The 6,027-nt window shown below is 66.0% G+C and carries 2 protein-coding genes; both read right to left on the bottom strand.

What is annotated here, in order from left to right:
* A partial coding sequence (locus F6S12_RS29070) for a condensation domain-containing protein (protein ID WP_315869638.1) occupies positions 1–1,488 on the bottom strand: 1,488 nt, incomplete at its 3' end.
* A partial coding sequence (locus tag F6S12_RS29065; protein ID WP_315869637.1) for a non-ribosomal peptide synthetase occupies positions 1,488–6,027 on the bottom strand: 4,540 nt, incomplete at its 5' end. The genes F6S12_RS29065 and F6S12_RS29070, both read right to left, overlap by 1 nt.

The following is a 6,027-nucleotide window of genomic DNA, read 5'->3' as shown; positions in this document are numbered from 1 at the left end:
CTGCGCCTGCTCGTCGGCCCCCAGCAATGGCAACAGGCCGATGCGCTGCTGTGGCTGGCTGGCCACGCTTTGCAGCAACTGGCGCCAATGGGCGGCCAGGCGCTCGATGGTGGCGGCGTCGAACACATCGGTGGCATAGACCAGAGACGCGGCGATCCGGCCCTGGGTTTCCACGGTGTCCAGGGTCAGGTCGAACTGCGCCGACTGCCCCTGGGCGTCCAGGGCCTCGATGCTCAGGCCCGGCAGGTTCAGAGGCCCGGCTGCGCCCACCGCTTCCACCTGGTGATTGAACATCACCTGGAACAGCGGGTTGTGGCTCAGGCTGCGCTCCGGCTGCAAGGCCTCTACCAACTGCTCGAACGGCAGGTCCTGGTGCGCCTGCGCCGCCAGGGCGGTCTGGCGTACCTGCTGCAGCAACTGGCTGAAGGACATCTGCCCGTCGATCTCGGCCTTGAGCACCTGGGTGTTGACGAAGAAGCCGATCAGGCGCTCGGTCTCGACCCGGTTGCGGTTGGCAATGGGCACACCGACGCGGATATCGGCCTGGCCGCTGTAGCGGTGCAGCAGGGTCTGGAACGAGGCCAGCAACAGCATGAACAGGGTCACCCCTTCCCGCTGGGCCAGGCTGCCCAGGGCTTCACTCAAGGGCTGCTCCAGGGTCAGCTCCAGGCGCCCGCCCCGATGGCTCTGCACCGCGGGGCGCGGGCGATCCAGAGGCAGTTCGAGCAAGGGTTGCTCGCCGCCCAGTTGCGCCGTCCAGTAGGCCAGTTGCCGGTCCTTTTCACCGGCCTCCATCCAGTGGCGCTGCCAGAGGGCGTAATCGGCATACTGGATCGGCAGCGCCGGCAACGGCGCCGTCTGCCCTTGGCAGTAACCGATGTAGAGCGCGATCAGTTCATCCACCATGACCTGCATCGACCAGCCATCGGAGACGATGTGGTGCTGGGTCAGGACCAGCACATGGTCATTCTCGGCCACCTGCAACAGGCCGACCCTGAGCAACGGCCCGGCCAGCAGATCGAACAGCTTCCGGGTCTGGGCCTGGACGAAGTCCTGCACGGCCGCATTGATCTGCTGCTGGCTCGCCTGCGCCGGTAGTGCCTGGCGCACCAGTTCCAGGCGCGCCTCGGGGGCGACCACCTGCAGCGCCGTGTCGGCCTCCTCGACGAAATGCGTGCGCAGGCTTTCATGCCGGGCGATCAGGCTGTCGAAGCTGCGCTGCAAGGCCTCGACATTCAGTTTCCCGCGCAGGCGCAGGGCCTTGGGAATGTGATAGGCCGTGCTCTCGGGCGCCAGTTGCCAGAGAAACCACTGGCGTTGCTGGGCATAGGACAGCGGCAGGCGCTCCTGGCTCAGGCGCACCTCGGGAATCGGCAGGTTGGCCGGGGAGATGCCCTGTTCGAGCATCTTCTGCAGGTAGACCTTGCGCTTCTCCAGGGGCAGAAGGATGAAGCCTTTGACAATTTTCAGCGCGGTGGTGTTGTCCATTACACAGCCTCCATTTCGTCGAGCAACAGTTCCAGCGCACTCAGGTCGGCGCCTTGCACCTGGCCGGGCGCCTGTTGCAACTGGCTGACGAACAGCCCCAGGGTGGGAAATTCAAACGCCATCTGCACACTGACCTGGCGCCCAAGCTTGAGCTGGACTCGAGAGACCATCGCGGTTACCAACAAGGAATGCCCACCTAGTTCAAAGAAGTTATCGTTCATGCCCACTTGCTCGACCTCCAGCACCTGGGCCCAGATCGCCGCGACCTGCTGTTCCAGTTCGCTCTGTGGGGCGATGTAGGCCTGCTGCAACAGGCTGGCGTCGGCCTTGGGCAGGGCCTTGCGGTCCAGCTTGCCGTTGGGGCTCAGCGGCAGGGCCTCAAGGAACAGCAGGTGCGCCGGCAGCATGTAGTCCGGCAGTACCTCCTTGAGGGCCGCTTTGAGTTGCTCGCGCACCTGTGCCTGCTGTTCCGGGCTCTCTACCGCCACGCCCGCGGCCGCCACTACGTAGGCCACCAGCTGTGGACCACCGGCCGCCTCCTGGGCCAGCACCACGGCTTCGCGCACCAGTGGCAGCTCCAGCAGCCGCGCTTCGATCTCGCCCATTTCGATGCGGAAACCGCGGATCTTCACCTGGTGGTCGATGCGCCCGGCGTACTCGATCACGCCCTCGGCGTCATAGCGGGCCAGATCGCCGGAGCGGTACAGGCGACCGCCATCGCTGCTGAACGGATCGGGAATGAAACGCTCGGCAGTCAGGCCTGGACGGTCGTGGTAACCCCGGGCCAGCAGCTCGCCCCCGATCATCAGCTCGCCTGTGGCGCCGCTGAGGGTCAGGTTGCCGCTGTTGTCCAGCAAGTAGATGGAGCGGCCCGGCAAGCCCTTGCCCAGCGGCATCTGGCTCGGCAAGGCTTGCCCGTCCTGCAGGTAACGGCTGCAGTCATGGGCGGTAACGCTCACCGTGGCCTCGGTCGGCCCGTAGGTGTTGAGCAGGCAGGCGTGTTTCAGGCCGGCCTTCTTCCACGCCGCCACGCCTTCTGCCGGCATGGCTTCGCCCCCCAGGTTGAGCTGGCGCAGGCGGCCAAAGTCGCGGGGTTCGCGGCTGGCGAAGTCCTTGCCCAGCATGAACCAGTAGGCGGTGCTCAGATCGACGATGCTGATGCCCTGCTCGATCAGCTCGCGGTAGAAGGTTTCGCTGTCCCACAGCGCCTTGCCGCGAATCACCACCGAGGCGCCACAGATCAGCGCCGGGTACAGCTGTTCGACAAAGGCGTCGAAGTTGAAGGTGGAGAACTGCAGGCCACGGTCTGCCGCGCTCATGTTGAAGTAGTCCCGGGAAACCTGGGCGTGCTGGGTCAAGGCGCGGTGGCTGATATCCACACCCTTGGGCCGGCCGGTGGAACCGGAGGTGTACATCACATAGGCCAGGTTGTCGGCCTGGGCCCGCGGCGCTGGATTGTTCAGGGAGTAGCCGTCCAGGCCCTGCTGATCCAGGCACAGGTGGGGTACCTCCACCCCGTCGCGCAGGCGTTCCAGCAGCGGCGACTGGGTCAGCAGCAGCTGGATGCCGCTGTCCTGCATCATGTAGTGCAGGCGCTCCTGGGGGTATTCGGGGTCCAGCGGCACATAGGCGCCACCGGCCTTGAGCACCGCCAGCAGGCCGACAAGCATGTCCAGCCCGCGCTCCACGGCAATGCCCACCCGCACATCCGGGCCCACGCCCTGCTCGATCAACGCATGGGCCAACTGGTTGGCCCGCTGGTTGAACTGGCCATAGCTCAGTTGCTGGCCGGCGCACAGCAGCGCCACGGCATCCGCAGTGCGTGCGGCCTGGGCCTCGATCAACTGCTGGACGCAGAGCGGCGACAGGTCTCGCGCCGGAGTACGGCTGCGTTGCTCCTCGATCAAGCGGCGCTCGGTAGCGCCAGTCAACGCCAACTCGCCGATGCTCGACTGCGGCTGCTCCACCAGCGCCATGAGCACCTGCTCCAGGTAGCCCGCCAGTTGCCGGATGTTCGCCTCGGCGAAATGCTCCAGGGCATAGCTGTAGTCGAACGCCAGGGTCTGCCCCAGGTACACCGACAGGGTCAGCGGGTAGTTGGTCTGCTCATGGTTGGCCGCCATGCCGAAGCTCAACTGCGCCGGTGCACCTTGGGCCAGGGCCTCGGACACCGGGTAGTTCTCGAACACCAGGATATTGTCGAACAGCGCCTCGCCCCCCAGGCCCGCCCAGCGCTGCACGTCGTACAGCGGCGTGTGTTCGAAGTCGCGCAGGGCCAGGTTGCGTTCCTGCACCAGTTGCAGCCAGTCACTGACCGGTATGTCCGGGCGCGGCGCAGCCACGACCGGCAGAGTGTTGATGAACAGGCCGATCTGTTGCTCCACGCCCTTGAGCTCCGCCGGGCGCCCGGACACGGTGGCACCGAACACCACGCTGTCCTGCCCGGTGTAGCGTTGCAGCAGCAACAGCCACGCGGCTTGCACCAGGGTGTTGACCGTGACCTTCTGCTGGCGGGCGAACTCGCTCAAGCGTTGCGTCTGTTGCAGGTCCAGGTGCTGTTGATGGGTGGCGTAGCCCTTGCCGGCCAGGGTCTGGCCACCGCGGCTGATGGCCTGGGCCAGACGGGTTGGCTCATCCAGGACCGCCAGTTGCTGCTTCCAGAAGGTCTCGCTGAGCTGGGCGTCCTGGCGTTGCAGCCAGGCGATGTAGTCGCGGTAGCGCCCGGGCGCATGGCTCGCGAACTGCCCCGCATAGCGCTGCAGCACTTCCCCTAGCAGCCGTGAGTTGCTCCAGCCGTCCATCAGGATGTGGTGGTTGGTGTAGATCAGGTGGTAACGCTGCTCGCCAGTGCGCACCAGGGTCAGGCGCAGCAGGGGCGCGGCCAGCAGGTCGAAACCACGCAGGCGCTCTTCTTCGGCCAAGCCATCCAGGGCGGCCGGCACGGCCTCGTTCGCCCGCCAGTCATGCTCGACAAAGTCCAGGCGGATACGCTTGTGCACCACCTGGATCGGCGCCGGCAGCTCGCCCTGCCAGAGGAAGCCGCTGCGCAGGATGTCATGGCTGTCGATGGCCGCCTGCCAGGCCTGGCGGAAGCGCTCGGGTTCGAGCCCGTCCACATCCACCCGCAGTTGGTTGATGTAGTCGCCCGCGCCCTGCTCGTAGAGGGTGTGGAACAGCATGCCCTGTTGCATCGGCGACAGCGGATAGAGGTCCTCGACCTCGGCCAGGGCCAGTGGCAACTGGTCCAGTTGCTGTTGGTTCAGGCCCGCCAGCGGGAAGTCCGACGGGGTTACCCCACGGTGCTCGGGCTGGCTGCAATGCTCGATCAGCGCCTTGAGTTCCCGGGCGTAGTCATCCGCCAGGTGCTCGATGGTGGCGGTATCGAACATCGCCTGGCTGAAGGTCCAGCCCAGCTTCAATTGGCCGCCATAGACCTGGCCATTGATGCTCAGCCAGTTGCCCAGCGGAGCCTGGGCGCCTTGATCGGCACCCTTGGCTTCGGCGCTGGGGGCAAACCAGGCATCCGGCTCATCGAAGCTGCCATCGAACTGGCCCAGGTAGTTGAAGGTGATGCGTGGCACCGCCAATGCCGCGAGGGTCTGTTGCGCCGCTTCGTCCCCCAGGTAGCGCAGGGCACCAAAGCCGATGCCCTTGTTCGGCACGGCCCGCAGCTGTTCCTTGATGAGCTTGATCGAGTCAGCCAGGGCCGGCTGCGGCGTCAGCTTCACCGGGAATACGCTGGTGAACCAGCCCACGGTGCGGCTCAGGTCGATGCTGTCGAACAGCTCTTCGCGGCCGTGGCCTTCCAGTTGCACCAGGGCGCTGCTGTCGCCGGTCCAGCGGGTGATGACCCGGGCCAGGGCGGTGAGCAGCAGATCGTTGATCTGGGTGCGATAGGCCGCCGGCGCATCCTGCAACAGGCGCTGGGTATAGCTTGGGTCCAGCTCGGTGCTGACACTCCTGGCATCCTTGATCACCACCTGATCCGTTGCCCGGTCGCAGGGCAGGCCCGACTCCACGTCCTGCAACTGCGCCTGCCAGTAACCCAGCTCTTGCTGCAGCGCCGCGCTGCGGGCATAGGCTTGCAACTGGCCGGCCCAGGCCTGGGAAGAGCTGGTCTTGGCCGGCAGCTTGATGGTTTGCCCGGCGGCCTGCTGTACCAGGGCCTGATGCAGGTCCTCCAGCAGCACCCGCCAAGACACCCCGTCCACCACCAGGTGATGGATGGCCAGCAGCAGGCGCTGGGTGCCATCACGCAACGTGAAGAGCACGGCACGCAACAAAGGCCCCTGTTGCAGATCGAGGCTGCGTTGCGCGGTATCGCACAGGGCTTGCAACGAATCTTCAGTGGCGTCGTCCGCCAGCCACAGCAGCGCATCGGCCTGCGTCGCCGCCAACGGTGCCGCAGTCATCTGCCCCAGCGGGGCATAAGTCGCGACCCAGGCTGCGCCTTCTTCGACAAACTTCAGGCGCAGGCCGTCGTGGTGTTCGAGCAAGGCTTGCAAGCCTTGCTGCAGTGCCTCGGCACTCAGAGGCTTC

Source organism: Pseudomonas sp. JV245A, assembly GCF_032424515.1.
In the GTDB taxonomy this organism is placed as follows: Bacteria; Pseudomonadota; Gammaproteobacteria; order Pseudomonadales; family Pseudomonadaceae; genus Aquipseudomonas; species Aquipseudomonas protegens.
The sequence above is the reverse complement of the archived record's forward strand: the minus strand, read 5'-3'. Positions and strand labels throughout refer to the sequence as shown.